General features: G+C 58.6%; 23 protein-coding genes. 13 read left to right on the top strand and 10 right to left on the bottom strand.

Annotated elements, in window-relative coordinates; genetic code table 11:
* Window positions 1-77 precede the first annotated feature (77 nt).
* The 3 genes from AUC43_RS02220 to AUC43_RS02210 all read left to right on the top strand — a co-directional run bounded on the left by AUC43_RS02220 (window position 78) and on the right by AUC43_RS02210 (window position 2,147).
* Window positions 78-758, top strand: coding sequence for a ferritin-like domain-containing protein (locus tag AUC43_RS02220; protein ID WP_068189295.1), 681 nt, complete (start codon window positions 78-80; stop codon window positions 756-758).
* A 255-nt stretch (window positions 759-1,013) separates the two neighbouring features.
* A complete protein-coding gene (locus AUC43_RS02215) occupies window positions 1,014-1,682 on the top strand; it encodes a hypothetical protein (RefSeq protein ID WP_068189289.1) in 669 nt (222 codons plus the stop codon).
* Between the two features lie 18 nt (window positions 1,683-1,700).
* Window positions 1,701-2,147 (top strand): PRC-barrel domain-containing protein, encoded by a 447-nt coding sequence (locus AUC43_RS02210; protein ID WP_068189287.1) that lies wholly within the window; start codon window positions 1,701-1,703, stop codon window positions 2,145-2,147.
* An 18-nt stretch (window positions 2,148-2,165) separates the two neighbouring features.
* Here the strand turns inward: AUC43_RS02210 and hemH are convergent, their stop codons facing one another.
* A complete protein-coding gene (hemH, locus tag AUC43_RS02205) occupies window positions 2,166-3,203 on the bottom strand; it encodes a ferrochelatase (protein WP_068198100.1) in 1,038 nt (345 codons plus the stop codon).
* 281 nt (window positions 3,204-3,484) lie between these two features.
* Here hemH and era point away from each other — a divergent pair, with 281 nt between their 5' ends.
* The 3 genes from era to AUC43_RS02190 all read left to right on the top strand — a co-directional run bounded on the left by era (window position 3,485) and on the right by AUC43_RS02190 (window position 6,308).
* The gene (gene era / locus AUC43_RS02200) at window positions 3,485-4,381 is read left to right on the top strand and encodes a GTPase Era (RefSeq protein WP_068189277.1); all 897 of its coding nucleotides are present in this window, start codon (window positions 3,485-3,487) and stop codon (window positions 4,379-4,381) included.
* A 175-nt stretch (window positions 4,382-4,556) separates the two neighbouring features.
* Entirely contained in the window at window positions 4,557-5,885 is a 1,329-nt protein-coding gene (gene der, locus AUC43_RS02195) for a ribosome biogenesis GTPase Der (RefSeq protein ID WP_068189275.1), read from the top strand.
* Between the two features lie 171 nt (window positions 5,886-6,056).
* On the top strand, window positions 6,057-6,308 hold the full coding sequence (locus AUC43_RS02190) for a hypothetical protein (protein WP_068189274.1): 252 nt from the start codon (window positions 6,057-6,059) through the stop codon (window positions 6,306-6,308).
* A 69-nt stretch (window positions 6,309-6,377) separates the two neighbouring features.
* On the opposite strand, the gene AUC43_RS02185 is transcribed toward AUC43_RS02190, so the two are convergent.
* From AUC43_RS02185 to AUC43_RS02170, 4 genes are all read right to left on the bottom strand, one after another.
* Window positions 6,378-6,962, bottom strand: a complete 585-nt coding sequence (locus AUC43_RS02185) for a hypothetical protein (RefSeq protein WP_068189271.1) — start codon at window positions 6,960-6,962, stop codon at window positions 6,378-6,380.
* Window positions 6,963-7,080: 118 nt separating this feature from the next.
* Window positions 7,081-7,875 carry an N-acetylmuramic acid 6-phosphate etherase gene (gene murQ, locus AUC43_RS02180; protein ID WP_068189269.1) on the bottom strand — a complete coding sequence of 265 codons (795 nt, stop codon included), beginning with the start codon at window positions 7,873-7,875 and terminating at the stop codon, window positions 7,081-7,083.
* Window positions 7,876-7,942: 67 nt separating this feature from the next.
* Window positions 7,943-8,209, bottom strand: coding sequence for a cytochrome b5 domain-containing protein (locus AUC43_RS02175; RefSeq protein WP_068189268.1), 267 nt, complete (start codon window positions 8,207-8,209; stop codon window positions 7,943-7,945).
* 57 nt (window positions 8,210-8,266) lie between these two features.
* Complete coding sequence (locus AUC43_RS02170) at window positions 8,267-9,424, bottom strand: arginase family protein (protein WP_068189265.1); 1,158 nt, start codon at window positions 9,422-9,424, stop codon at window positions 8,267-8,269.
* Window positions 9,425-9,620: 196 nt separating this feature from the next.
* Here AUC43_RS02170 and AUC43_RS02165 point away from each other — a divergent pair, with 196 nt between their 5' ends.
* The 5 genes from AUC43_RS02165 to AUC43_RS02145 all read left to right on the top strand — a co-directional run bounded on the left by AUC43_RS02165 (window position 9,621) and on the right by AUC43_RS02145 (window position 17,843).
* Entirely contained in the window at window positions 9,621-11,402 is a 1,782-nt protein-coding gene (locus tag AUC43_RS02165; protein WP_068189263.1) for an AMP-dependent synthetase/ligase, read from the top strand.
* 178 nt (window positions 11,403-11,580) lie between these two features.
* Window positions 11,581-12,057, top strand: a complete 477-nt coding sequence (locus AUC43_RS02160; protein WP_068189253.1) for a MarR family winged helix-turn-helix transcriptional regulator — start codon at window positions 11,581-11,583, stop codon at window positions 12,055-12,057.
* Window positions 12,058-12,121: 64 nt separating this feature from the next.
* A complete protein-coding gene (locus tag AUC43_RS02155) occupies window positions 12,122-14,530 on the top strand; it encodes a 3-hydroxyacyl-CoA dehydrogenase/enoyl-CoA hydratase family protein (protein ID WP_068189250.1) in 2,409 nt (802 codons plus the stop codon).
* A 123-nt stretch (window positions 14,531-14,653) separates the two neighbouring features.
* A complete protein-coding gene (locus tag AUC43_RS02150; RefSeq protein ID WP_068189246.1) occupies window positions 14,654-15,838 on the top strand; it encodes an acetyl-CoA C-acyltransferase in 1,185 nt (394 codons plus the stop codon).
* Window positions 15,839-16,052: 214 nt separating this feature from the next.
* Window positions 16,053-17,843 (top strand): acyl-CoA dehydrogenase family protein, encoded by a 1,791-nt coding sequence (locus AUC43_RS02145; protein ID WP_068189244.1) that lies wholly within the window; start codon window positions 16,053-16,055, stop codon window positions 17,841-17,843.
* Window positions 17,844-17,916: 73 nt separating this feature from the next.
* Here AUC43_RS02145 and AUC43_RS02140 read toward each other — a convergent pair whose 3' ends face one another.
* The 5 genes from AUC43_RS02140 to mutY form a co-directional block, all read right to left on the bottom strand.
* On the bottom strand, window positions 17,917-19,371 hold the full coding sequence (locus AUC43_RS02140) for a hypothetical protein (protein ID WP_157780887.1): 1,455 nt from the start codon (window positions 19,369-19,371) through the stop codon (window positions 17,917-17,919).
* A 666-nt stretch (window positions 19,372-20,037) separates the two neighbouring features.
* Window positions 20,038-22,137, bottom strand: a complete 2,100-nt coding sequence (gene recG / locus AUC43_RS02135; RefSeq protein WP_068189240.1) for an ATP-dependent DNA helicase RecG — start codon at window positions 22,135-22,137, stop codon at window positions 20,038-20,040.
* Between the two features lie 104 nt (window positions 22,138-22,241).
* Entirely contained in the window at window positions 22,242-22,865 is a 624-nt protein-coding gene (gene gldD / locus AUC43_RS02130; RefSeq protein ID WP_082684854.1) for a gliding motility lipoprotein GldD, read from the bottom strand.
* A 106-nt stretch (window positions 22,866-22,971) separates the two neighbouring features.
* Window positions 22,972-23,397: a single-stranded DNA-binding protein gene (locus tag AUC43_RS02125; protein WP_068198095.1), complete on the bottom strand. Its 426-nt coding sequence runs from the start codon at window positions 23,395-23,397 to the stop codon at window positions 22,972-22,974.
* Between the two features lie 140 nt (window positions 23,398-23,537).
* The gene (gene mutY / locus AUC43_RS02120; RefSeq protein WP_335340909.1) at window positions 23,538-24,620 is read right to left on the bottom strand and encodes an A/G-specific adenine glycosylase; all 1,083 of its coding nucleotides are present in this window, start codon (window positions 24,618-24,620) and stop codon (window positions 23,538-23,540) included.
* Between the two features lie 189 nt (window positions 24,621-24,809).
* On the opposite strand from mutY, the gene AUC43_RS02115 reads away from it, so the two are divergent.
* A complete protein-coding gene (locus AUC43_RS02115) occupies window positions 24,810-25,118 on the top strand; it encodes an HU family DNA-binding protein (RefSeq protein WP_046244842.1) in 309 nt (102 codons plus the stop codon).
* Between the two features lie 139 nt (window positions 25,119-25,257).
* Complete coding sequence (locus tag AUC43_RS02110) at window positions 25,258-26,220, top strand: tetratricopeptide repeat protein (RefSeq protein WP_082684853.1); 963 nt, start codon at window positions 25,258-25,260, stop codon at window positions 26,218-26,220.
* Window positions 26,221-26,544: the final 324 nt, after the last annotated feature.

The raw sequence follows: 26,544 nt of genomic DNA, 5'->3' as shown, positions 1-26,544 counted from the left end.
TTTAAGGCCGAAGCTCGGCCTAACACTGGGGGAGGTTTGTCGTAAGCCGGGAGAGTTTCACCAATCCTTTCTTCGCCATGGACCAGTCCCAATTTTCCACCTCAACTACCGCTTACGGCAATGCTGCGGGAAGCCAAGCGCAGCAATGGCGCAATCAGGGCAATATGTTCCAGATGCTCAATAAGTTGCCGACTTCGCTCAAAAACCTGGGCAACCAAACGGCCACGACCTTCAACAAGCTCAGCACTACCCAAAAAGTAGTGGGCGGCGCCCTGTTGGTGCTGGGCGCCAGCTACCTCACGCGCCGCGGCAAAAACGGCAAGGGCCAGAGCGCTACGCTGCACGAGCTGCTTTACTTCGTAAATGACCGGATTGAAGGTTACCGGCGCGCTGTGGAGGAAAGCAAGGACACACAGCTGCGCAGCTACTACCAGCAGCTGGTGAGCCAAAGCCAGCAGTTTGCCAATCAGCTCAACGCGTACCTGCGCCAGCAAGGTGGAGACCGCGAAACCGGCACCACCCTAAAAGGCAAGCTCTACCGCGGCTGGATGGACGCCAAAGCCGCCATAACCGGCCGCGACGAAAAAGCCATTCTCGGCTCCAATATCTACGGCGAGGAGTGGGCACTAAAAGCCTACGAAGAAGCCCTGCAGGACCAGACCCTCACCGGCCCCATGCGCAGAGCCGTAGAGCACCAATACAGCCAGGCGCAAAGAACCTATCAGGAGCTTAAGCGCCTGGAGAGCAACCAGATTTAGCCGGTAACTTATTTCATCTGACAAGCCCCACGGGGCGTGGCCCAATGGCGGGCCACGCCCCGTGGGGCTTGGCTTTGGGTAGCCTTCTGAAGGATGAGAATACCTGGGGTCATCGCCTGAGAAGATGTTAGACTACAGCCGCTATTTATTAGCCCAGGTGGCTGCGACAGCCCACTTTCCTCGCAACTGAAACATAGCGCAAATTGACTATTTTTCGGTTTGCTTCGTAAGGCAAAACATCACCCAAACTTCTTTATGGCGGATATTAATATTCAACGCAAAAAATCAGCGCCAAGCCCATGGCTGCTGGTGCTGCTGGCAGCCCTGGCTTTGGCCGTAGCGGCGTATTTTTTTCTGCGGCAGGAGCCGGCCGATGAACCTGCCCCGCCCAATGCCACCGGCATGGAAGCCCAGCCCGCCGACTCGCTGGCTCCCGGCAGCGCCGCCGAACAAGCCCGCGCCACGCCGCCCCCAGCCGATGCCCCCGCCGACTCTGTGAACCTGGCGCATGAGGACAACTCCACCGCCGAAACCCTAGCTGCCCAGGCCACCGGCAATCCTGCCAACCCCAATTACGCCGTGAACGGCCTGCGGAAGCTAACCGGCGTACTGGTGGCCCTGGCCGACCGCGACGACCTACGCGACCCCACCATCACGGAGCAGCGCGACAACCTGACCAGCGCCACCAACCGCCTGGGCGAAGCCAGTACGAGTTTGCGGCCGGGATTTGTGGCGGCGGCGGGGCTCATTAAAGCCATGCAGCAAAAAGCCTATCCGGAGTTGGAAGGGGCCGCCAACGACCTGGTGAGCCTGGCCGGCCAGCTGTCGGGCCGCCACGCCACCCCCGCCGACCAGCAGCAAAACAAGCAATTTCTGACCCAAGCCGCCGCCGCGGTGCGCATGCTGAGCGAGCCGGCTCACTAACCCTCATTTACAAGAGCTATGGAAACTCCAGTGCTGCGCCGTTTGCGCGACTTAACCGATTTTGAAGTGGCCGATGGCAACCCGGACGTGCGCGGCTGGGCCGTGCGCGGCGGCGATGGCCAGGCCCTGGGTGTGGTGCACGAACTGATTGTAGAGCCCCAGGCCCTTAAAGTGCGGTACCTGGATATTGAGCTGCACGACCGGTTCAAGCGCGGCAAGCACGAGAACCACATTCTGCTGCCCATTGGCGTGGCCTCGCTCGATACCGACGGCGACAACGTGTTCGTGCCCGCGCTCACCGCCGACACGATTCCGAACTACCCGCCGTACTCCGAAATCCAGATTACCCGCGACTACGAAGAAGCCATGCTCCGGGCCCTGGGCATTGCGCCGGCGGTGGGCAACAACCAGTTCTACGACCGCGACTCCTACGATGCAGGGGCGTTCTATCGCCGCCGCGCATAGCCGACGCGCGGCAAACTCTTAGTTGCGCCGAATCATGGCGGCCACGGCATCTACCCACTGCGGCTCCGAGTTCAGCGAGGGCACCAGCTGCCAATGCTCGCCGCCGACTTCTTCAAACATCTCCTTGAACTCCTCGCCGACTTCGATGGTAGTTTCCAAGCAGTCGGCCACAAAGGCCGGGCTGAAGGCCAGCACGTTTTTGATGCCTTTGGCCGGCATATCCTTCAGGGCAAAGTCGGTGTAGGGCTTGAGCCACGGGTCGCGGCCCAGGCGGCTTTGGAACGAAACGGTGTACTGGTCGGGCGTGATGCCCAGGCCGGCCGCAACCAAGCGCGAGGTCTCGAAGCACTGGGCGCGGTAGCAGTAGCGGTTTTTGTCGTTTAGCGTGTCGCAGCAGCTCCCAAACTGGCAGTAGTTGTGGAAGCTGCCCTTGGTGATGTGCCGCTCCGGAATGCCGTGGTAGCTGAAGACGATGTGGTCGTACTGGTGCTTGGCCATCTCGCGTTTGCCCAATTCCACAATAGTGCCTATGAAGCCGGGGTCGTCGGAAAAAGCGCTGATGAAGCTGATGCTGGGCACAATCCACCACTTGCCCACAATCTCCATTACCTTCTCCTGCACCGAGCCGGTGCTGGCCGCCGCGTACTGCGGGAACAGCGGCAGCACAATGATGCGCTCCACGGCCGCCTCGCGCAGCTCCTCCAGCGCCTTGGCAATGCTCGGCTTCTGGTAGCGCATGCCGAAGGCCACCACGTACTCCGGCCCAAGTTCGGCTTGCACTTTTTTCTGCAAATCGAGCCCGTGAAAGAGCAGGGGAGAGCCCCGTTCGGTCCAGAGCTGCTGGTAAATTTTGGCCGACTTCGGGGCCCGTAGCGGTACCACAATGCCTTGAAACAACGGGTAATGCACCACGGCGGGCAGGTTGTCAATCACCCGCACGTCGGTCAGAAATTCGTTGAGGTAGCGGCGCACGTCCGGCGTTTTGGGCGAGTCAGGCGTGCCGAGGTTGACGAGCAGTACGCCGATGCGGCGAGAGGGGGCAACAGGAGAGTTCATTAACACAAAGTTCAGCAGCAACGAGCGGACTACCGGGGTGTGCGTTTCCAAATAGCGCCATCACCCCGGCTGGTTGCCAGGCAAACAGGGATTGGGCTGCTTGGTTCAGCTCAGCCGCTCGGGCGCCGCACCTTTAGCTCAATTTGCGGGAATTGAACCACTCAAAAAGTGGAAAGAGCGTCACGTATTGAAGCTTCGTCGTTGGACACATTTAGGGCCACCGTAGTATTTGCCCTTCAAAATTCGTACCTTTGCGCCCCTGATTATCAAACCCATCCATCGTGAACCCCGAAACTAAACCCCACCGCGCCGGCTTCGTGAGCATCATCGGCAAGCCCAACGTGGGCAAGTCCACGCTCATGAACGCGCTGGTGGGCGAGCGGCTCAGCATCGTCACCAGCAAGGCCCAAACCACCCGCCACCGCATCCTGGGAATTCTCAACGGCGTAGATTTTCAGCTGATTTACTCCGACACGCCGGGCATCATTCAGCCCAAGTACGAGCTGCACAACGCCATGATGTCGTTCGTGTACTCTTCGCTGGAAGACGCCGACGTGGTGCTGTTCGTGACTGACATCTACGAGAAGCACGACGAGGAGCCCGTAGTGGAGCGCCTGCGCAAAATGGTGGACACGCCCATCATTCTGCTGGTCAACAAAATCGACCAGGCCGACCAGGCCGAAGTCGAAGCCAAACTGGCTTACTGGAAAGAGCAGCTCCCCAACGCCGCCGAGGTGCTGCCCATTTCGGCGCTCAATGCCTTCGGCACCGAAGGTGTGTTGCAGCTGGTGCTCGAGCGCCTGCCTATCCACCCCGAGTACTACCCCAAAGATGAGCTGACAGATAAGCCCGAGCGCTTCTTTGCCGCCGAAATGGTGCGCGAGAAAATCTTCAAGCTCTACAAAAAGGAGATTCCGTACAGCTGCGAGGTCGTTATTGAGGAGTTTAAGGAAGAGGAAACTATTATCCGTATCCGCGGCATTATATATGTAGAGCGGAGCAGCCAGAAAGGCATCATCATCGGCGCGGGCGGCGAGGCGCTGAAGAAAGTAGGCACCTGGGCGCGCGAGGAGATGGAGAAGTTTTTCCAGAAAAAAGTGTTTCTGGAGCTCCACGTCAAAGTCAACGAAAACTGGCGCACCGACCCCAAAGCCTTGAGCCGCTTCGGGTACCAGTAAGTCATTCAACATTTATCAATTAACATTTATCAGCCGTTCTGCTTGCGCAGGATGGAGGCTGTTAGCGTGTTAAATGATAAATGTTAATTGTTAAATGAAAATCCGGCCATCTTGTATTTAAATAACCCCGGGCACTGCCGAATCTAGGTCGGGTCGGCGGCTGGGGCCACATAACATGTCAACGCAAAACACCATCGCCATCGTGGGGCGGCCCAACGTGGGCAAATCCACGCTATTCAACCGCCTCGTGGGCCAGCGCAAGGCCATCATGGACAACGAGAGCGGTGTCACCCGCGACCGCCACTACGGCTACGGCGACTGGATTGGGAAAAACTTCACCGTGATTGACACGGGTGGTTACGTCCACAATTCGGAAGATATTTTCGAAGGCGAAATCAACAAGCAGGTGAAGCTGGCCATTGAAGAGGCCGACGTCGTCCTGTTCATGGTAGACGCCGATGCCGGCGTACACGGCCTCGACGAGGAGTTTGCGCACGTGCTGCGCCGCTACATCGGCAAAAAGCCGATTTACCTGGTAGCCAACAAGGCCGATACCAACCTGCGCGCCAACGGCGTGGGCGAGTTCTACTCGCTCGGCCTCGGCGACGGGGAAATCTACGCCATCAGCAGCGCGAACGGCCACGGCACCGGCGAATTGCTCGACGCCGTGGTGAGCCACTTCGACGAGCCCGGCGTGGAAGAGCCCGAGTCGGACATCCCGCGCATTGCCGTGGTGGGCCGCCCCAACGTGGGCAAGTCCAGCCTCGTGAACCTGCTGCTGGGCGAAGACCGCAGCATCGTAACCGATATTGCCGGCACCACCCGCGACTCGATTTCGGCCCGCTACAATGCTTTCGGCAACGAGTTCATCCTGGTCGACACGGCCGGCTTGCGCCGCAAGGCCAAGGTGAGCGAAGACGTGGAGTTCTACGCCAACATGCGCAGCCTGCGTGCCCTGGAAGAGTGCGACGTCTGCATCGTCATGCTCGACGCCAGCCGCGGCATCGAGGCGCAGGACGTGAACATCATCTCGCTGGCCGACAAGAACCGCAAGGGCATCGTGATTCTGGTGAACAAGTGGGACCTGGTGGAGAACAAGGAGACGAACACGGCCAAGGACTTTGAGGCGAAAATCCTCGAAAAGATTGCGCCGATTTCGTACATCCCGGTCATCTTCATCTCGGTGCTCAACAAGCAGCGGGTGCACAAGGCCATCGAAACCGCCATCGAAGTGTACCACAACAAGCGCCGTAAAATCCCGACTTCGCAGCTCAACGACGTAATGCTAAAGGAGATTGAGAAGTACGGCCCGCCGGCGCTTAAAGGCAAGATGATTCGCATCAAGTACGCCACGCAGCTGCCCACGCACAACCCCGTGTTTGCCTTCTTCTGCAACCTGCCGCAGTACGTGCAGGCCAACTACACGCGCTACCTCGAAAACCGGATGCGCGAGCATTTCGACTTTACCGGCGTTCCCATCGGCATCGTGTTCCGCAAGAAGTAAACCTCGCAGTGGGCGAAGCGCAGAGGCTTTTTCATAGGTTCTTCATAAATATCCGATTGGGTGGGTTACCTTTTTTAAACTGGGGTATAAAGCCCCGAATTTGAGAACTTGCTTCCCGCGGGCTCTTGAAGGTTAACTGAATCTAACACCACACTTTAAATTGACCCCAAGATGAAAAAGGTATTGTTCCTCGCCCTGGCTGCTGCTTCGTTCTCGTTCACCTCTTGCGAGAGCAAGAAAGAAGAGGCTACCGAGCAGGCTGCTGAGAATGTAGAAAACGCTGGCGAAGCCAAGGCTGATGCCATGGAAGACAAGGCTGACGCCGTACGTGACTCGGCCGATGCTAAGTCGGACAAAATGGAAGACAACGCCGATAAAATGGCTCCTGCTACCGAGACTCCCTCGGCAGAAGTTAAGAAGTAATTCTTAGCCTTACGGCACAAAAAGCCCCGCCAGCAATGGCGGGGCTTTTTTCGTTTCTGTTAGATTCTCTTAAAGCGTGGTTTCGGGCGAGCCCAGCCGGCGGTTGAGCAGGCCGTCTACCACTTCAAATAGGCGGCGTGGCTCGTAGGTGCGCCACGGCAGGTCGTCGAGTTGGCCGCCGAAGTTGACGTAGTTGTCGACGTTGTATTGCTGCATTTCCCGCTGCACGTGCTCCTGGAAGTTCACGCCCGCAATCCAGCCGTCCTCCACGTCTTCGAACCACTCTTCATAATAGTCGTCGTCGGAGCCGTGGAAGTTGAACACGTTTTCGCCCACCAGGATAAACTTGCGGATGCCCTCGTGCACGAGCACGTCCACGATGTTGCGCTTCAGCTCCATGATGTCGTTTTCGATGGCATCGTTCCACTCCCCAATGAACTCGAGGATGGCCACGCCGTCTTCGTAGTCGGCAAACAGGATTTTGAAGAAGAGCGTATCCGACCCCAGACTGTCCCACTGCGGGTGGATGTAGTAGCCATAAATGGTGTTGGTGTAGGCTTCGAGGCTGTTTTCGGCCTCGAACAACGGCGAACGGGGGTCTTCGGAGGCCGAGTACTGGTCAATCCAGTTGTAATGGGGCTCAATGGTGTGCATAGGCGGCAGAAGGCGTTAAGCTAGGAACGCACCTCGGCGCGCTCGGTTTCCCCAACCCCAACAAATTGGGCTGGGTTCTACTAACGCCTAATGCGCCGTGGCGCGTTCCGGGCCGGCGCTAGCGGGCCTGCAGGGCCGCGCGCACGCTGCCGTGCTGCTTCAGTAGCTCAGCCGCTTCGGCTTCGCCAATGCCGAGTTCTTCCATCAACATCCGTTCGCCGCGCTCCACCAGCTTCACGTTGGAGAGCTTCATGTCAACCATTTTGTTGCCGCGCACGTAGCCCAGGCGCACAAAGGTGGCGGTGGTGAGCATGTTGAGCACCATTTTCTGCGCCGAGCCGGCCTTCAGGCGGGTGCTGCCCGTGAGGAATTCCGGGCCGGTTACTACTTCCACCGGGAATTCGGCGGCAGCGGCCACGGCCGAGCCAGCGTTGCACACCACGCAGCCCGTGGCCACGCCCGCGGCCCGCGCCTGCGTGAGCCCGCCTATCACATACGGCGTGCGGCCCGAGGCGGCGATGCCCACTAGCACATCCTTAGTGCTGATGTTATGGGCCTGCAGGTCCTTCCAGGCTTGTTCGGCGTCGTCTTCGGCGCCTTCAACGGCCACCCGAATGGCCGAATCGCCGCCGGCCATGATGCCCACCACCATCTCGGCCGGTACGCCAAACGTGGGCGGGCACTCCGAGGCATCGACTACGCCCAGCCGCCCACTGGTGCCTGCCCCGATGTAAAACAGCCGCCCGCCGGCGCTCAGCCGCGCCACAATGGCTTCGACCAGCTTTTCAATCTGCGGCAGGGCCTTGGCCACGGTTTCGGGCACCGTGCGGTCGAGCCGGTTCATGCCGGCCAGAATGGCGGCCGTAGGCAGGGTTTCGAGGTTGTTGTATTCGGAGGGCGATTCGGTGGTCATGCGCGGAGAGAGCTAGGCTTGCCGTGAAACGGGAAATATCAATGTTCAACAAACGGTAAGCGAAAACTTACGTCTGGAGTTGGCCAATTACCGGAAAATTATCAAATACGTGGGCCGTGTGCGGGGCGTCGTGGTCCAGTTCGGTGGTCAGGTCCTGGCCCGCCCAGTGTTCGTAGTGGTTGCCGCGCCGCCACAGGCGCGAGCGGCTCACGTCGTAAATCTTGCCCTGGTAGGCCACCCAGATTTCGTCGCGGTCTTGGCCGTTGCGCAAGGCCAGCTGGTTTTTGGTGTAGGTTTTAGTTGTTGGTTGCTCGTTGTCCGTTGCTAGGCTCATACCGCTTTCTGTTACGCATTTGACTATCAACTGACAACAAGCAACGAACAATACGCACTAGCCCAACAAGGCCTGCAGCCGAATCCAGCGTTGCGGCAGATCGCCTTGCGAGGCGTTCATGTAGTCTTCGTAGGTGCAGGGCACCACGCGCTTCACGGCGTTGTCGCCCAGGCGCTCTACTTCCATCCACCACTTGTCGGCGCGGCGCGATTTGTAGAACACCAGCTTGTCGGGGTTGCCGGGCAGCACCACGGTGTAGGTAAGGAAGCGGAACGTGCCAAAGCCCGTTTCGGGACGGCGGTGGTAGAAACCTTCCACGAAGTACCAGAGCATGGTGGCCACGGTAGCGGCGGCCATGCCGTGCGGGTCCTGGTCAGCGCGGTAGCCGTAGAGGCCGAAGGAGCTGAGCTGCTCGTTGTGCCCGGCGTACCAGCAGAGCTGCGTGGCTTCTTCGTTGCCCAGGCCGAAAGGGTTGGCCGGGAAGTAGCCGGGCGCGTCCTGCCAGCGCAGCGCCGCGATGTCCACGCTCATGAATTCGGCCTGCCGAATGAGCGGCTCGGCCAGGCGGCGGTCGGCCCGGACTTCGCCCACGCTCATGGTTTCGAAATGCAGCTTTTCGAGGGCAATGAGCACCTCGGGCGGCGTGAGGTATTGCTGGTGGGCTAGGTGGGCTAAGCTGAACACGAAGTTGGGCTCGTGCACCAGCAGGCGGCGCAGGTGGCTGTCTTCGGGCGGCGTGCCGGGGCCGGGCTCGGCCATGTCGGGCCGGGCGTCCACCACGGCAAAGCTGATGGCGCGGTCCTGGCTTTCGTAGGCCAGAAACTGGCCGTAGTCGAGGTCGTGGCTGCCGCCCAGCAGCACGGGTACGGTGTTTTCTTCCAGCAGCGCCCCGATGATTTCGCGCAGGCGCTGGTAGGTATCTTCCAGGGTCAGGCCGGGGCGCAGGTTGCCCAAATCCACGAAGCGTACCGAGCCGGTGCCTTTCTGCAACTGGTAGAAGCGCTGGCGTACTTCGTTGGCGCCGTGGCGGTTGGGGGCCGGTGGGCCGGCGGCGCTGCCCCGCCACTCATCGAGCCCAATCAGGGCCAAGTCGGCGTTGCGCCAGTCGGGGAAGGTTTCGGTAAAACGGGTGGCGTAGGCGGCCAGGGTGGTGGGGGCAGGCACCGCGGCGGTTAGCGTTTCCGGCAGCGGGTCAAAAAACAGGGCCAGGTTCATTGGGGGCGGAAAGGCAAGCGCCCAAAATTACGCAGGAAAAGCCCGCATTGGCTGGCTTTTGGGCCGTTTTTGCATCTGTATTGGTTTATAGCAGTAAGAGCAGGGTTGTTCATCGCCTAACCGAATGTAGTCTGGCCCGAAAAAAAGCTCTTTATTTAAGCTGAATTTCACTGATACGCTTTATCCAGCCCCACCCATGGACGTTCGTCGCTCCTTCGATATCCTGCCGCACCAACTAGCCAATTCGCCCAAAAGCGACGCCTTGGCCGCGAAAATTGGCGGCCAATGGATACCCAAAAGCACCCAGCAGCTGCAGGACGAGGCCAACCTCGTAAGCCTGGGGTTGGTAGCCATTGGGCTGAAGCGCGGCGACAAAGTGGCCATTATCTCGATGAACCGTCCGGAGTGGATGCTGGCCGATTTTGGCATCGCGCAAATTGGCGGCGTGAGCGTGCCCATGTACCCAAGCATCACGGTGGAAGACTACAAGTACATCTTCACCGATGCCGGCGTGCGCGCCGTGTTTGTGGCCGATAAAAAGCTGTACGATAAAGTGAAAGAAGCCACGTCGGGCCTTGACATTCCCGCCGAGAACATCTTCACCTTCGACAAAATTGACGGCGCCCGCCATTTTGATGAGCTGCTGGAATTGGGCAAAAAAGGCCAGCCCGCCACACTAGAGCCTCTGAAAGCCGCCGTGCAGCCCGACGACCTGCTCACCCTCATCTACACCAGCGGCACCACGGGCAGCCCCAAGGGCGTGATGCTCACACACAACAACATTCTAAGCAACTGCCGCAGCTCCCAGCGATTTGTGCCGGTAAACAAAGAAGACAAAGCCCTGAGCTTCCTGCCGCTGTGCCACATTTTCGAGCGCATGGTAACGTACCTGTACATGATTAACGGCGTGAGCATCTACTACGCCGAGAGCATGGACGTGATTGCCGACAATCTGCGCGAGGTGAAGCCCCAGATTTTCACCACCGTGCCCCGCCTGCTGGAGAAAGTGTATGACAAAATCGTGGCCAAAGGCCACGAGCTGGAAGGCATCAAAAAGCAGCTGTTCTTCTGGGCCCTCGACTTGGGCCTGCGGTACGACACCCAGAAAGACCAGGGCTTCCTGTACAATACCCAGCTGGCGCTGGCCAACAAACTCATCTTCAACAAGTGGCGGGAGGCCCTGGGCGGCAACCTTCGCTGCATTGTGAGCGGTGGCGGCGCCTTGCAGCCGCGCCTGGCCCGGGTATTCTGGGCGGCCGGCATCCGCGTGATGGAGGGCTACGGCCTCACCGAAACGTCGCCGGTAATTGCCGTGGGCGGCTACGAGCCCGAAAACAATATGATTGGCACCGTGGGCCCGGTGATTGACAACGTGGAGGTGAAAATTGCCGCCGATGGCGAGATTCTGACCAAATCGGCTTCGGTGATGAAGGGCTACTACAACAAGCCCGACCTCACCGCCGAGGTCTTCGACAAGGAGGGCTGGTTCCACACCGGCGACATTGGGGAGCTGGTCAATGGCAAGTTCCTGAAAATCACGGACCGCAAGAAAGAGATGTTCAAAACATCGGGCGGTAAGTACATTGCCCCGCAGGTGATTGAGGGCAAACTGAAGGAAGACCCGCTCATTGAGCAGGCCATGGTGGTGGGCGCCGACCAGAAATTCCCTTCGGCGCTGATCGTGCCGTCCTTCTCCGACCTGAAGAGCTGGTGCAAGCGCAACGGCGTGCCCGCCGACGTGCCCAACGAGGAGCTCATTAAAAATGAGAAAATAGTGGACCTGTACGAAGGTCTGGTGAAGAAGTACAACCAGAGCTTTGCGCAGTGGGAGCAGGTGAAGCGCATTGTGCTGCTGCCCGAGCTCTGGACCGTGGAAAGCGGCGAAATGACGCCCACCATGAAGGTGAAACGCAAGGTCATCACCGAAAAGAACAAAGACCTTATCGAGAGCCTGTACCACGTGGCCGAGCGGCGCTAGCCGCCGCTGGCTCAATTGCCAGATAACGGTTACGACAACGCCGTCGTAAGTAGGTTCGTGGAATTTAATTTGCTGTTGGGGAAGCCGGAACGACATCCGGCTTCCCCAATTTTTTTAGCCTAACTGTTATGCAAGCATAACAAAACCTTCGTAAGTTTACCGCTCTTTCAGCTCGCTTATGAAACCCGAAGAAACCGTTGACTACAACATCAAAGTGGCCTGGCACGCCATTTCACGGATGTACAACACCCAGGCGGCGCAGAACGACATCACGACCAGCATCGGCTTTGTGTTGTTGAACATTGACCAGGAGAAGGGCACGCCGGCCACCAAAATTGCCCCGCTGCTGGGTCTCGAAACCCGCAGCCTGACCCGCATTCTGCGGAGCATGGAGGAAAAAGGCCTGATTTATAAACAGGCCGATTCGGTGGACAAACGCTCGGTGCGCATTTTCCTGACGCCGCTGGGGCTGGAGAAAAAAGAAGTTTCGCGGCAGACCGTGCGCCACTTCAACCTCAAAGTGCGGGAGAAGATACCGCAAAGCCAGCTCGACACCTTTTTTAAGGTAACGGCTCAGATAACGAGCATGATAGAAGGCAAAACCCTTTTTGAGGATTTTGTACTCAAGCCGCTGCGGAAAGAAGCCTCGTCTTAGGCAGCCCTGCTAGCCGCTTCACCTACTACCCACCCCACTTCCCAACTCATCACCCCACCAGAGGATGAACCGAACCATTAAGAAAGTTGCCGTGCTCGGCTCCGGCGTCATGGGCTCGCGCATTGCCTGCCACTTCGCCAACATCGGCGTGCAGGTGCTGCTGCTCGACATTGCCCCCAAAGAGCTACTGCCCGACGAAGAGAAAAAAGGCCTGCAGCTGGACGCACCCGCGGTGAAAAACCGCTTGGTGAACGCTGCCCTGCAAGCGGCCATCGCCTCGAACCCGTCGCCGCTCTACCGCAAGGCCGACGCCAGCCGCATCAAAACCGGCAACTTCGACGACAACCTGAAAGACATTGCCGGCTGCGACTGGACCATTGAGGTGGTAGTGGAGCGGCTCGATATTAAAAAGAGCCTGTTTGAGCGCGTGGAGCAGTTCCGCAAGCCCGGCACGCTCATCACCAGCAACACCAGCGGCATCCCGATTCACCTGATGACGGAAGGCCGCTCCGCCGATTTCAAGAAGCACTTCTGCGGCACGCACTTCTTCAACCCCCCGCGCTACCTGAAGCTGCTCGAAATCATTCCGACGCCGGACACTGACACTGGAATCGTGGATTTCCTGCTGCACTACGGCGACCTGTACCTGGGCAAAACCACGGTACTGGCCAAGGACACCCCGGCCTTTATTGCCAACCGCGTGGGCGTGTTTGCCATCATGGACGTGTTGCGCATCATGCAGGAACTGGGCCTGACGGTGGAGGAAGTGGACAAGCTCACCGGCCCGGTGATTGGCCACGCCAAGTCGGCCACCTTCCGCACTTCCGATATCGTGGGGCTGGATACGCTGATGAACGTGGCCAACGGCCTCGCCCAGGGCCTGCCCAACGACGAAGCCAAGGACGTGTTCCAACTGCCCGAGTTCCTCAAGAAGATGGGCGAGAACAAGTGGCTGGGCGACAAAACCGGCCAGGGCTTCTACAAGAAAGTAAAAGGCGAAGGCGGCAAGTCGGAAATCCAAGCACTGGACTTGAACACGCTGGAATACCAGCCCGGCACCAAGGTGAAGTTTGCCACGCTGGAGCTGACCAAAACCATGGATGCTCTGGCGCCGCGCTTCGCGGTGCTGGTGAGCGGCAAGGACAAGGCCGGCGAGTTTTACCGCAAGAGCTTCGGCAGCCTGTTTGCCTACGTTTCGAATCGCATTCCCGAAATCACCGACGCGCTGTACAAGATTGACGACGCGCTCCGCGCTGGCTTCGGCTGGGAAATGGGGCCGTTTGAGACCTGGGACGCGCTGGGCGTGCAGAAAGGAATTGAGCTGATGCAGGCCGAAGGCAAGCAGCCTGCTGCCTGGGTGACGGAGATGCTGGCCGCCGGTCATACCACCTTCTACAAGGTGAACGCCGCCGGCAGCAAGGAGTACTACGACGCCGAAACCAAGAGCTACCAGCCCATCCGCGGCGTGGAGAACTTCATCATTCTCGACAACCTGCGCACCACCGGCAAAGTGCTGTGGAAAAACGCTGGCGCTTCAATAATTGACTTGGGCGACGGCATCCTGAACGTGGAGTTCCACTCCAAGATGAACTCACTGGGCCAGGACGTTATCCAGGGCTTGCTGAAGGGCGTGGACATGGCCGAAGCTGGCTACCGCGGCCTGGTGGTTGGCAACGACGCGCCGCAGTTTTCGGCGGGCGCCAACCTGGGTCTGGTGTACATGCAGGCGCTGGAGCAGGAGTTCGACGAGCTGAACATGATGATTGCGCAGTTCCAGAACGCCATGATGCGGATGCGCTACAGCAGCATTCCGGTGGTGGGTGCCCCGCACGGCCTGGCGCTGGGCGGCGGTTGTGAGCTGAACCTGCACTGCGACCGGGTAGTGGCCGCGGCCGAAACCTACATGGGCCTCGTGGAATTCGGCGTTGGGCTGATTCCGGCCGGCGGCGGCACCAAGGAAATGACCTTGCGCACCGCAGCTAAGTACGAAGAAGGCGAGCCCGAATTCAACCTGCTGCGCAACACCTACATGACCATCAGCACGGCCAAGGTTTCGACCTCCACTGCCGAAGCCTTCGACCTGGGATTCATGCGCCGGGGCGACGAAATCGTGGTGAACAGCAACCGCGTGATTGCCGCCGCTAAGGCCGCCGCGCTGGACCTGGCCGACGCCGGCTACACCCAGCCCACGCAGAAAACCAACATCAAGGTGCACGGCAAGGGTGCACTGGCCATGTTCAAAACGGGCGTATACGCCATGCAGCAGGGCAACTACATCTCGACCCACGACCAGCTTATCGCCGACAAACTCGCTTATGTGATGTGCGGCGGCGACCTCTCGTCGCCCACCGAAGTGAGCGAGCAGTACCTGCTGGACCTCGAGCGCGAAGCCTTCCTGAGCCTCTGCGGCGAGCGCAAGACGCTGGAACGGATTCAGAGCATTCTGACCACCGGCAAGCCGCTGCGCAACTAAATCGTTTGTCATGCTGACGAAGGAAGCATCTTATCACGGCTGCTTTCGTCAGAAATCCAACCTACCCGAGCGGTGCGAACGTGATAAGATGCTTCGCAAGCTCAGCATGACAATAAAAATACCATGTCTAACACTGCATATATCGTAGCTGGTTACCGCACGGCCGTGGGCAAAGCCCCCCGTGGCGGCTTCCGCTTTACCCGGCCCGACGACCTGGCGGCCAACGTTATCAAGCACCTGATAGCCCAGGTGCCGACTCTCGACCCCACGCGCATCGATGATGTTATCGTCGGCAACGCCGTACCGGAAGCCGAGCAGGGCCTGCAGATGGGCCGCCTGATTTCGCTGCTGGCCCTGCCCATCAACGTACCCGGCCTCATCGTGAACCGCTACTGCGGCTCGGGGGTGGAAACTATTGCCATGGCCGTGGGCAAAATCACGGCCGGCATGGCCGAATGCATCATCGCCGGTGGTACCGAGAGCATGAGCATGGTGCCCACCGTGGGCTGGAAGACCGTGCCCAACTACAACCTGGCCATGAAGCACCCCGACTATTACATGGGCATGGGCCTCACGGCTGAGGCGGTGGCCAAGGACTACAACATCAGCCGCCAGGACCAGGACGAATTTTCCTACAACTCGCACCAGAAGGCCATCAAGGCCATCCGAGGCGGCAAGTTCCAGAAGAGCATCGTGCCCGTAACGGTGGAGGAAACCTACGTGGACCAAGCCACCGGCAAGAAGAAAAGCCGCTCCTACGTGGTGGACACCGACGAAGGACCCCGCGCCGACACCTCGGTGGAAGCCCTGGGCAAGCTGCGCCCCGTGTTCGCGGCCAACGGCACCGTCACGGCCGGTAATTCCTCCCAAACTTCCGATGGCGCGGCCTTCGTGCTCGTGATGTCGGAGCGCATGGTGAAGGAGCTGAATCTGGAGCCCATTGCCCGCATGGTGAACTACGCCTCGGAAGGCGTGGACCCGCGCATTATGGGCATGGGCCCCATCAAAGCCGTGCCCAAAGCGCTGAAGCAGGCCGGCCTCAAGTTGGACGACATCGACCTGATTGAGCTAAACGAAGCCTTTGCTTCGCAGTCCTTGGCCGTGGTGCGCGAGTTGGGCATCGACCCTGAGAAGCTGAACGTGAACGGCGGCGCCATTGCCTTGGGCCACCCGTTGGGCTGCTCGGGTGCCAAGCTCAGCATTCAGCTGTTCGACGAGTTGCGCGAGCGTGGCAAGAAGTACGGCATGGTAACGGCCTGTGTGGGCGGCGGCCAGGGCGTGGCCGGCATCTACGAGCTGCTGAAGTAGAAAAATGCTGCGGAAAGTCGGCTGCTTGGTTGAGCTGAATAAAGCCTGCCAAATGGCTTGATTTTCTGAGAACCAGCACGAGCTTCCCTGGTGTTTTGTACCAAAGAAAGCCCCGCTCATCCGGGGTTTTCTTTACCCAAAGTAGTAGGCGTGCCTAACAAATTTGCCCGATTTTTCTTACCTTTTACCCCACCTAACCTAATTACCACCCGTCATGGAAGTAACGCAGAAAGCGCCCCTCAAGGGCGGTGAATTCATAATCAAGCCAACCGCTGCGCAGGACGTTTTCACGCCCGCTGATTTTACCGAAGAGCAGAATTACATGCACCAAACCTGCCTGGACTTCGTCGGGACGGAGGTGCAGCCGCTGCTTGAGCGCCTCGACAACCATGAGGAAGGCCTGATGCGCGGCCTGATGGAAAAAGCGGGCCACCTTGGCCTGTTCGGCGTGAGCGTGCCCGAGCAGTTTGGTGGGCTGGACATGGACTTTCCCACGGCGCTGCGCGTGACCGAGGGGGTAGGCGGGGGCCACTCGTTTCCGGTGGCATTTGCGGCGCACACGGGCATTGCCCTGTTGCCCATCCTGTACTTCGGCAACGAAGAGCAGAAAGCCAAGTACCTGCCCGGCCTCACCAGCGGCGAGCTGATGGGCGCGTACTGCCTCACCGAGCCCGGCTCCGGGTCCGACGCGCTGGGCGCCAAGACCAAGGCCGTGCTCAACGCCGAAGGCACGCACTACGTGCTCAACGGCCAGAAAATGTGGATTACCAACGCCGGCTTTGCCGATGTGTTCATTGTGTTTGCTCAGATCGACGGCGACAAGTTCACCGGCTTCATCGTGGAGAAAAATACGCCCGGCCTGAGCCTCGGCAACGAGGAGCACAAGATGGGCATCCAGGGCAGCAGCACCCGGCAGGTGTTCTTCGCCGATGCTCCCGTGCCGAAGGAAAACGTGCTGGGCGAGATTGGCAAAGGCCACCTCATTGCCTTCAACGTGCTGAACATCGGCCGCATCAAGCTGGCCGCGGCCTGCCTGGGCGCCACCAAAATGGCCGCCACGCTGAGCGTGAAATACGCCAACGAGCGGGTGCAGTTCAAGATGCCGATTGCCAAGTTTGGCGCCATTCGCTACAAGCTGGCGCAGCAGGCCATCCGCATCTACGCCGTGGAATCGGCCATTTACCGCGCCGGTTCCGATATCTACCGCATGGAGCAGCAGCTCATGGCCGAAGGCAAAGGCGCCAACGAGGCCCTGCTCGGCGCGGCCCGCGAGTTTGCCGTGGAGTGCGCCATCCTGAAAGTGGAAGGCTCGGAAGTGCTCGACTACGTGGTAGACGAAGGCGTGCAGATTTATGGCGGCTACGGCTTCTCGGCCGACTACCCCATGGACCGCGCCTACCGCGACTCGCGCATCAACCGCATTTTTGAAGGCACCAACGAAATCAACCGGCTGCTGGCCGTCGACATGATTTTGAAGAAAGGGCTGAAAGGCGAAATCGACCTGATGGGCCCGGCCATGGCCGTGCAGCAGGAGCTGCTGAGCATCCCGAGCCTGAGCCAGGAGGAAGAAACCGGCCTGTTCAGCAAGGAGTTCAAGACCATTGCCAACCTGAAAAAGGCGGTGTTGATGGTAGCCGGCACGGCCGTGCAGAAGTACGCCGCCACCCTGGCCAAAGAGCAGGAACTGCTGATGAACATCGCCGACATGGCCATCAAGGTCTACACGGCCGAGAGCACCTTGCTGCGCGTGGAGAAAGAAGCCGGCACCAAGGGCGTCGAAGCCCTCTCGGTGCAAGCCGACATGGCCCGCGTGTACCTCACCGACACCGTGGACACGGTGGAGAAATCCGGCAAAGACGCCATTGGCAGCATGTGCGAAGGCGACGAGCAGCGCCTGCTGACCATGGGCCTGAAGCGCTTCACCAAAACCGAACTGCTGAACGTGCGCGATGCCCGTCGCCGCGTAGCCGCGGTTCTCATTGAGGCCAACGAGTACGCTTTCTAAGCCTTATATCTGTAAACAAAAAGCCGCTCCAGGTTTCAGGAGCGGCTTTTTTATGGATACTGGCGGAGTTGGGCTATTTCACCACGATTTTTTCCAGCTGCAGGGCCGCCGATTTTTTGCTTGGCCGGCTCACGGCAATGATGGTTTTCTCGCCGAGCCAGGTAGTGAAGTCCTTCACGTAGGCCAGGCTTTTGTCGTCGGCCACGTTCAGCTTCAGGCGCTCGGGAGGGCTCACCACGCCGGTTTGGGTGTTGATGCGGCGCAGGTAGAGGTCCGATTTCTTGTTGATGGTTTCCAGGGTGAGCACCTGCACGGTGCTGCCAAAAACCGCCGCCCGAAACCCGATGCCCGTGTAGGCATCCACGGCCGGGGCCACTTGGTCTTTGGCCACGATGCTGTGCCAGGTGGGCTGGCCGTATTCGTTGTAGCCGAACACATGCAGCTCACGCGCATGCACGGGGGCTTCGCTGCCGCCTTCCTCAAAGTGTTTTTCGGCCACTACCACCAGCTGCTTTTCCGGGGTCAGCAGCAACTCGCCCAGGTACACGTCGTCGAGGCGCTTTACATCGACACCGCTCGACTTACTCACCTCGGCCAGGTAAGCAGGCGTGAAGCGAAACTCCGGCGAAAACTTCATGTCGCCGGCGCCGCTGAAATCGTACTTCACCACCTTCAGGCTGTAGTACTCGCCGGTCTGGTAATCGGCGCACAGCGCGGCGGCGTACAGGCTCCCATCGTTCAGCACCTTAAACTGGGCATCGCGGATGGTAACAGACTTGCCGCCGAACGTGCCGCCAACTGGTACCCCCAGCACCTTGATTTCAGTTGAACTTCCGGCCGGGTAGCGGCGCACGGTCAGCTTCTTCATGTGGTCGCTGATTAGCGTCACGTACTGGGTGCCGTCGTTGGCCACGTGCACCGACGGCGAGAAGAAGTCGCCCAAGTCGCGAAAGTCGTAGGCTTTTTCCTGCAGTTGGGCCAGGTTTTGGTCAAATAGAGTAGCAGCAATGCTCTTCACCTGCTGCTCGCGCGCCAAGTAGCGAAAGGCCAGCAACCGCGTGCCATCGGGGGAGATGGACACGCCTGGCCGGCGGTCGCGGGCCGGGGCCGTCATCACCACTTTGGCCGCGCCTTTCTGGCCGCTTTGCAGGTTCACGGCCACCACGCTCAGGTTTTGGCTGCTTTCGTCCTTGTGGTGCAGCACCACCAGCGCCTGCTGGGGGCCGCGCCCAAACGCTTCCAGGGTTTCCCCGGGGTTCACCGGAATGGTGGTGCTCCACTGCTTTTTAAGGTCGGCGTCGTAGCGCTCCACGGCGTAGCCGCCCGCGCTTTGGTGAGCCAGAATCACGAAGCCCGTGCCATCGGCCAGGGGCAAGGTCTTTTGGGGCACCCGCATGTCGTAGCGGTCGGTGCCCTGCTCGGGGAGATAGCTGAACGGGGCGGATTTTACTTTTTGAGCCAAGGCCGGGCCGGCGTTGCCCATTAGTGCCCAGACTAGTAGCCCCACCAGCAATGCTCGATGCAACATAAAATTTGGTTTTGTTGGAAGTAGGAGTAGGCGAAACGCATCTGTCTGTCGCGGTCAAAAGTACCCATTCAAGGCTTCGCCAGCCGCATTTGGGCCAGTTGCGGCATTAAAATTGAGCTGGGATAACAAAAAGATATTATTAAGCATAACACTAAAGGTTTCTCCTTCGTACAGGGACTCCATTCCCCTACTGTCCACCTTTATAGAGCATTAAACGGATATAATATTCCCTTAACGGTTCAACTTAAATTCGACGTGCTGCGAGCCCTTTTCGTCGTGCATTTCGCCTAGTCTGCCCATCTCTACCTAACAAAAATTACCCTCTACCGTACCTTTGCTGTCCCAAGCCATTATAGGAATTATGAAATCACTTTTCAAATTTACCCTTCTATCTGCCCTCATTATCAGTGGCAAACTTGCCAAACAATCGTCCCCGGTTGCTGTGGCACAAAGTGTAGAAACGACGACTTCCCCCGACACTACTGTAGTGTTTGTTCATCAAGTAACTAGCACTGAGCCAGCCAAGCCTGCCCAAGACACAGTCCAGCCCCAACAAAACGGCCCCAGTCTTTTGGCCAACTTGTTTTAGACAAAAAACGTGACTCCTACCAGAGTCCTTTTTTTTGCTCTGTCGGATATTATAGAATTAGAATATTATAAAAACCCTTAACTAATCCTGCTCCAGTTTACGGCTGATGCCGGCAAGCTTTCGATGTGGCGCCGGATGTTCCCATTGTCAGGGTTTACCAAGTCGGGGTCTTCTGTTAGCAAAGCCTGGGCTGCGGCCCGGCTTTCGCTCAGAATGCGGCCGTCTTTGGCGAGGTCTGCAATCAGCAAATCGAGCACGCCGCTCTGCTGGGTGCCCATCAGGTCGCCCGGCCCCCGCAGTTTCAGGTCGATGTCGGCGATTTCAAAGCCGTTGTTGGTGCGCACCATCGTTTCGAGGCGGGTACGGGCGTCTTTGCTCAGCTTGAAGCCCGTCATCAGGACGCAGTAGCTCTGGTCGGCGCCGCGGCCTACCCGCCCACGCAGCTGGTGCAGCTGCGAGAGGCCAAACCGCTCGGCCGATTCTATCACCATCACCGAGGCGTTGGGCACGTTCACGCCCACCTCAATCACGGTGGTAGCCACCATAATCTGGGTTTCCTTGTTGATGAAGCGCTGCATCTCGAAGTCTTTTTCCTCGGCCTTCATGCGCCCGTGCACGATGCTGATTTGAAACTCCGGGAAGGCCCGCGACACGCTTTCGTAGCCATCGGTCAGGTCCTTGTAATCCATCGTTTCTGATTCTTCAATCAGCGGGTACACGATGTAAACCTGCCGCCCCAGCTTCACTTGGTCGCGGACGAACTCAAACACCTTCAGGCGGTTGGCGTCGTAGCGGTGTACGGTCACAATGGGTTTGCGGCCGGCGGGCAGCTCGTCAATCACGCTCACGTCGAGGTCGCCGTACAGCGTCATGGCCAGGGTGCGCGGAATGGGCGTGGCCGTCATCACCAGCACGTGCGGGATAACGTGCGGGTTCTTCTGCCACAGCTTCGAGCGCTGCGCCACGCCAAAGCGGTGCTGCTCGTCCATTATGGTCAGGCCTAAGTTGCGGAACTGCACCACATCCTCCAGTAGGGCGTGGGTGCCCACGAGCATGTGCATGGTGCCGTTGCGCAGGGCCTCGTGCAGCACCCGCCGCTCGGCCGTGCGCGTGCTGCCCGTGAGCTTGCCGATGCTGATGCCTAGGGCATCGGCGTACACCTTCAGGCCGGTGTAATGCTGGTCGGCCAGGATTTCGGTGGGAGCCATAATGCAGCTCTGCGCGCCGTTGTCGGCGGCCATGAGCATGGCGATGAAGGCCACAATGGTTTTGCCAGAGCCTACGTCGCCTTGCAGCAGCCGGTTCATCTGCTGGCCGGCGCAAAAGTCCTTGTAGATGTCGTGGATAACGCGCTTCTGCGCCCCGGTCAGGTCAAACGCGAGGTGGTTTTTGTAGAAGTCTACCAGCGTGGGCACCTGATTGAAAATCTGCCCGGCCAAGGTCACCTTGCGCTGGTCGCGTTGGCGCAGCAGCTTGAGCTGCACGTAGAACAGCTCCTCAAACTTAAGCCGGAATTTGGCCGCCGCCAGCAGCTCCGGGCTCTGCGGAAAGTGAATCTGCTGCAAGGCCTGGGCCTTGCTCATTAGCCCATAGTGCTCAATGAGCGCCGGCGAGAGCGACTCCACGACGTGCGACTGCGCCAGCTTGAGCAGCTCGGCCACCATGCGCATAATGGCCTTGCTATCGATGCGGTGGTAGTTCTTGAGCTTTTCCGATGTGTTATAGACTGGCTGCAAAAAGCTTTGCCCGGGCTTGGCTTCCGTTACTTCCTCCAACTCGGGGTGAGCCATCTGGGGCCGGCCGTTAAACATCGTCGGCTTGCCGAAGACGATGTACTCCTGGTTGTTCTTGGTGTACTGCTGCACCCACTTCACGCCCTTAAACCACACCAGCTCCAACTCGCCAGTGCCGTCGCCCACTTTTGCAGTGAGGCGTTGCTTGGGCCCTTCGCCTATTAGTTCTTTGCCCCGCAGCATGCCTTTCACCTGCACGTAAGGCAGGTCGTCGTGCAGGTCGGCCACGTTGTACACCTGCGTGCGGTCCAAGTACCGGAACGGGTAGCGCTGAATTAGGTCGCCGTAGGTAAACAGGCCCAGCTCTTTGCCCAGCAATTGGGCCCGCTGGGTGCTGCCCACCGTGCGCAAAAACTCAAGCCGGGTGTTGAAGAAATTACTCATTTCATTTAACAATTAACATTTATCATTTAACAAGTCGACCGAAATGCACTAAGTCCAGGGAGCATCAGCGTGTTAAATGTTAATTGATAAATGTCAAATGAAGCCTATTTATATCTAAGCGTGTTAAGCATCCGAACCATGTCGGTTTTCACGTACTCAATCACCGGGGCCAGGGAGTCGTTGGCCGTGGCCGTCTGGAAATACAGGGCCCCGCGCAGGAAATGCTTGGTGCTGTCGGTGGTGTAAAACTGAAACTGGCTGGGCACCTCGCCCTGCAGCTCAAACACCGAGGCCCTAATGCCGCTCGGAGTTTTCAGAATCCGCTCGTCGATGGCCGTGGCCTTGATTTCGTGCTTGCCGGTGAGCTTGCGGGCGTCCTCCATCATCTTGTTGTAGAGGCGCCGGTCGCGCTGCACATCCATGTAAGTTATCTGCACGTTGGCGTGCAGCTTGGGATAGTACACGTTAATCCAATGCGGTTGGGCCATGTAGGACGAGTCGCGCTTGACCACCGCTTGCGTGGAGTACTCAAAAGTATACGGGTGGTTGCCTGGCAGCATGCGGTAGCGGTGCGCCGGCAAATCGATGCGGTTGTAGCCCTTGGGCTTGGGCGTAAAATCGGGCGCCGACGAGCAGCTCGCCAGCAGCACCAGCGCTACTACCAAGGCAGGAAGTTTTTTCAGTATCGCAATCACGTAATCTAGTCTAAAGAAGTGGCGCGTCCGCATCGGAAAGGGCCTAAGGCGTCAAAGGTAACCTTTGGCCCGCGCTGGTCGCAACGTAAAAAGCCCCGGGCTAGTGCCGGGGCTTTTTCTCAAAAACGTTGTTTAGCTACTAAAACGGCAGCTGGTCCATCTCCGGTTCCTGCCGGAAGCTTTGCTGCGGCTCGGCAGTAGCCGGAGCGCTGGCATCGCCGGTGGCCCCCTGCGGCCGGCCGCCCAGCATCGAAATCTCATCGGCGATGATTTCGGTGATGTAGCGCGTCTGCTGGTCTTTGTCCTGGTACTGGCGGGTGCGCAGCTTGCCTTCGATGTACACTTGCTGGCCCTTCTTCAGGTACTTGTCGGCCATATCGGCCAGACCACGCCACGCCGAGATGTTGTGCCATTCGGTGCGCTCCACCCGATTGCCCTGCTTGTCCTTATAATAGTCGTTGGTAGCGAGGGTGAAGTGAGCCACGCTCACACCGCCTTCCAAATGGCGCACTTCGGGGTCTTTGCCCAGGTTGCCTACCAAAATCACTTTGTTCACTCCGGCCATATTATTGCTCGTTAGGAAATACAGAATCGAAAAAGCCACCCGGCCTTTTCTTGCTCAAAGATAATAGATTAAATTGAGTTGAGCTAAAGAATTGCTAAAAAAATAGGCAGACTTAGCTAATATAAATAGGCATAACCGGCTCACGCATTCTGGCTGCAATAATTGGCAATTAGCTTGGGCTTGGGCAGGGCCTCGATTTCATTGGCCGAGTAGGCACGGAGCCCTAAGTCCCGCAGCGTGGTTTCGGGTAGCGGTTGAGCCAAGACCAGGGAATGGAAGCGCGCTTCCAGTTTTTGGTGGCTCAACACGTGGCGGTAGGCCGAGCTGGGTTCGGCGGCCTGGCTGGTGTCGAGGCGCACGCCCAGCGCGTCGAGGTGGCGCATCAGCTCTGCGGGTGGGAGCTCCGCCACGGTGGTTTCGGTCATGGCAAAGTCGTAGAGCCCCTGCCAGATGTCTTTCTCCCGCCGCTCGCGCAGGTACGTCTGCTCGCCGTGGCGCAGCACGAAGTAGTGGAAGTAGCGGGTGCGCGAGGCCTTGGCCTTGCTCTTTACCGGCAGTAAGGCTACCTGGCCGTGCTGAAACGCCCAGCACTGGCTTTGCAAGGGGCAAAACATGCAATCGGGCTTTAGGGGCGTGCACTGAATGGCCCCAAACTCCATAATGGCCTGATTGAAATCGGCCGGGGTACTGGCCGGAATGTGCTGGTCGGCCAGGGCCTGGAACTCCTTTCTTGAGCTGGGCGCGGCAATATCTGAATGCAGCCCAAAGATGCGGGCCAGCACGCGGTACACATTGCCGTCGAGCACCGCCACGGCCTCATCAAAAGCAAAGGAGGCAATGGCCGCCGCCGTGTAGGGCCCCACGCCGCGCAGCTGCAGCAGGCCGGCGTAGGTACTGGGAAACCGGCCGCCATATTCATGCACCACCTGCTGCGCGGTAAGGTGCATGTTGCGAGCCCGCGAATAGTAACCTAAGCCCTGCCAGTAGCGTAGGACCTCAGCCTCTGGAGCGGCGGCTAAATCCTGCACCGTGGGGTAGGCCGCCAGGAAGGTTTCGTAATAGGGGAGGCCTTGGGCTACGCGGGTTTGCTGTAGTATGATTTCCGACAACCAAATGGCGTACGGGTCACGGGTGTGGCGCCAGGGCAGGTCGCGGGAATGCCGCGGATACCAGGCCAGGAGCGCGGCCGCTAGAAAGGAAGGCCGGGAAGTTATTTTTGTCAAAATTTTGAAAGAGAATAATTTGGGTCCTGGACTTGTTTAGTCGTCTTGGTTGTTAAAACAAAAAAAGGGGGCTACCTTTGTGGCCCCAATTCAAGGGCGAACCGCCTACCGGGCAAGGGCTTACGCTGGAATTCGGGACTTTTTTGCCTAAAAACGTAATTTTTTTAACCACCTAAGTACCATACCAACGTGACTAAAGCTGAGGTAATCGCCGAAATCTCTACGAAGACCGGCATCGAGAAAGCAGACGTATTGATGACTGTTGAAGCTTTCTTCAAAGTCGTGAAAGATTCTATGACGGAAGGCAACAACATTTATGTACGCGGCTTTGGCTCGTTCGTAAACAAGAAGCGCGCCCGTAAAGTAGCCCGCAACATCTCGAAAAACACGTCCCTTATCATCGAGGAACACTACATTCCGAGCTTTAAGCCTTCGAAAACCTTCGTGGCAAAAATTAAGAACAGCAAGAAGGTGAAAGCCGTTGCTGCCAAAGCCTAAATTCAACAGTAGACAGCGTTAGGTATTAAGTAATCAGCCTACTTATTATCCACTGCTGACTATAAGGCAATGAATTACCGGCCGCGCCGCCGGTGTCTTTTCCGAGAGGGGAAGCCCGGCGGCCGGTTTTTTTCAGCCCATGGCTACATCCCGTTCTGCTTCTCATCAATTGGTCGTCCTCGCCGCTGCGCTTGCACTGGTCGGGGGCTTGTACGTGTTGCCCAAGGGCATCATGAAGCCAAAAGAAAGTCGGTCGGAGCTGAGCAGCGACGCTGCGAAAACGGCCAACCGTGACGGTGGCGGTCCTAACACCAACGGCTCCAAAACCGAGGCTTCTTCGGGACCGGTACCGGCTACGGCTACCGACAATGGCGGGGCCCACTCCGACGGCGACGGGCACGACCACAGTGCTTCAGCACCGGCGGCTGCCCCGCACACCACCGCCAGCCCCGCCCAGCGGGCGGAACTGGCGCGGTTGCTGGCGGAGTACAAAGCGGCGCCCAACGCGGCCGCCCAATCGGCGGCGGCCATCACGCTGGCCCGCCGCTACGAAAGCGTGGAGCGGTTTGACAGCGCCGGCTATTACCTGGAGCAGGTGGCTTTGGCTAGCCCAAGCGCTCAAAACTGGCAGCGGGCCGCCGATGCTTACTTCCAAGCGTTTAGTTTTGCGGCTTCCGACGAGCGGGTAAAACTGCTCGGTGGCAAGTCCCGGGAGCTTTACGCAAAAGTTTTGCAGAAGGAACCGGGCAACTTAGATGCTAAAACCAACCTCGGCATGGCCTACATGGCCTCCGATAACCCCGTGCAGGGTGTAACGCTCCTGCGCGAAGTGCTGGCTACCGACCCCCGCAATGAGAAAGCCCTCTACAACATGGGCATTCTAGCGGTGCAAAGCAACCAGTACGAGAAAGCCGTGAAACGCTTCCAGGACTTGGTGAAAGTCAATCCGAAGAACGTGAACGGCCAGTTTTACCTTGGCGTGACCTTGGCCCGCACCGGCGACAAGGAGGGCGCAAAGGCGGCTTTCCTCACCGCCAAAAGCCTCAGCGCCGACCCGGCCCTGGCCGCTTCGGTAGACGAAGAAATTGCCAAATTGAAATAGCTACAATAACTCAAACACCAACTTAACCCCCAAGCATCATGCCCTGCGGTAAAAAAAGAAAGCGTCATAAGATTGCCACTCACAAGCGCAAGAAGCGCCTGCGCAAGAACCGTCACAAGAAGAAGTAAGCCTCACGGGGCGTAGCGGCGGCCGGCAGTTTTCCTAACGGGAAAGGAGCCAGCCGTCTATCTCTCACGTAGCCTCCTGGGTGTGGCCGCGTTGGGTGCTTTTCCCGTGGCTCGCGAGGGAAGCCAGAACCTTGAGTTCTGGCTTCCCTTTGCCGGTTTCGGGGTAGTGCTTTAGCGGCCTTGCCAGCAGGTTACC

This window comes from Hymenobacter sedentarius (genome assembly GCF_001507645.1).
Classification (GTDB): Bacteria; Bacteroidota; Bacteroidia; order Cytophagales; family Hymenobacteraceae; genus Hymenobacter; species Hymenobacter sedentarius.
Note: the sequence above shows the minus strand (reverse complement) of the source record. Positions and strands in the feature narration are given on the sequence as shown.